Here is a 1164-nt window from a genome sequence, read left to right on the forward strand (position 1 = left end):
CCTCGTCGGCTTCTACGGCGACCGAATCGACCTCGACGGACTACCCCTCGCCACGAACGAGTGACCAACTAGAACTAAACCCCCAAGACGTCAAAGAAAGGGCATACACAAAACTCAAGACATTCCCGCGGCGCTACGATGACATCAGGAACCGCTCATGCCCCCGTTCCCGAGCATGATCCGCCGCTTGTTCTCCACTACTACCGCGGCGGCGGGTCGGAAATGACGAACGCCGAGCGAAGAGCCTACGCAAGGAATGACGGCATCAATGGGGCTGCATGTCAGGTCTGCCAGCGATCGCAGGGGGCCGAGATGGCGAAGGTCTCCAAGGCGATAAAGAGGAATCTGGGACTATGACCGAAGAAAGCGAACGATTGTCGGCCCTTGAGCGGCATGTTCGGGGATTCTGGGACGGCCATATTGTGGAATCTTCCCCCTGGGATCGCGGGCCGATCCTGGAGCGAGTTCCGCACTTCGCCACCTATCGGGTCTACCCCCAGCGTGCTGGTGAGGCCTGGGTCTACGTGACAGTCGGGTCCTCTGTGCATGGATCTACAGTCGGTGGAATCGAGTTCTTCGTAATGTCGCCCGTGGCTGCCGACGTTCACTCGGAAACGCTGGCAATGGTGAGTCACTATCACTCGTTCGAGGCTCATCAGTTGGACGTGGGATCGGTCATCAATATTGGCCGCCCCTGGATGCCGGATTCTCGTATGGATCACCTCTTGGTGAGTCTGCCCTATCCCTACGGGCCTGAACTTGAATGGGCTCCGACGGAAGCGGGTGGTGCACGATTCTTGTGGCTGCTTCCGATCCACAAGAGCGAGGCTGATTTCATCAAGCGCGAGACTCTTGATGAGTTCGAATCCATGCTGGACGCGGAAGGCGTAAACGTATTGGATCCCGATAGAAGTCCGATTGTCTGAGAAAATCCTTGTCGCCTTACGGCTCGCATTGAGAGCCGTAAGGCGATCGGTTCCTTCCGGGCTGCTGCTAAATCGCTAGGGCCTGTCGCGTGGTTTGTGTATGCCCGGTACGACCGGTTGGCATCAGAGTGACTGGTGCCGGGAAGGATCATCATGGGCAAGGCACGTGGCTCCCACAACAGTTCGGACATCGTACGCACGGGAGCCGAGTTGATGCAGCAGCAGGAGAAGGACGCGG

The 1164-nt window shown here is 58.1% G+C and carries 1 protein-coding gene; it reads left to right on the forward strand.

Features of this window, described 5'->3' with window-relative positions:
- Positions 1–353 precede the first annotated feature (353 nt).
- A complete protein-coding gene (locus SRB5_RS35760; RefSeq protein WP_153458036.1) occupies positions 354–926 on the forward strand; it encodes a suppressor of fused domain protein in 573 nt (190 codons plus the stop codon).
- Positions 927–1164 lie beyond the last annotated feature (238 nt).

Origin of the sequence: Streptomyces smaragdinus (genome assembly GCF_009604385.1) — a bacterium.
Lineage (GTDB): Bacteria > Actinomycetota > Actinomycetes > Streptomycetales > Streptomycetaceae > Streptomyces > Streptomyces smaragdinus.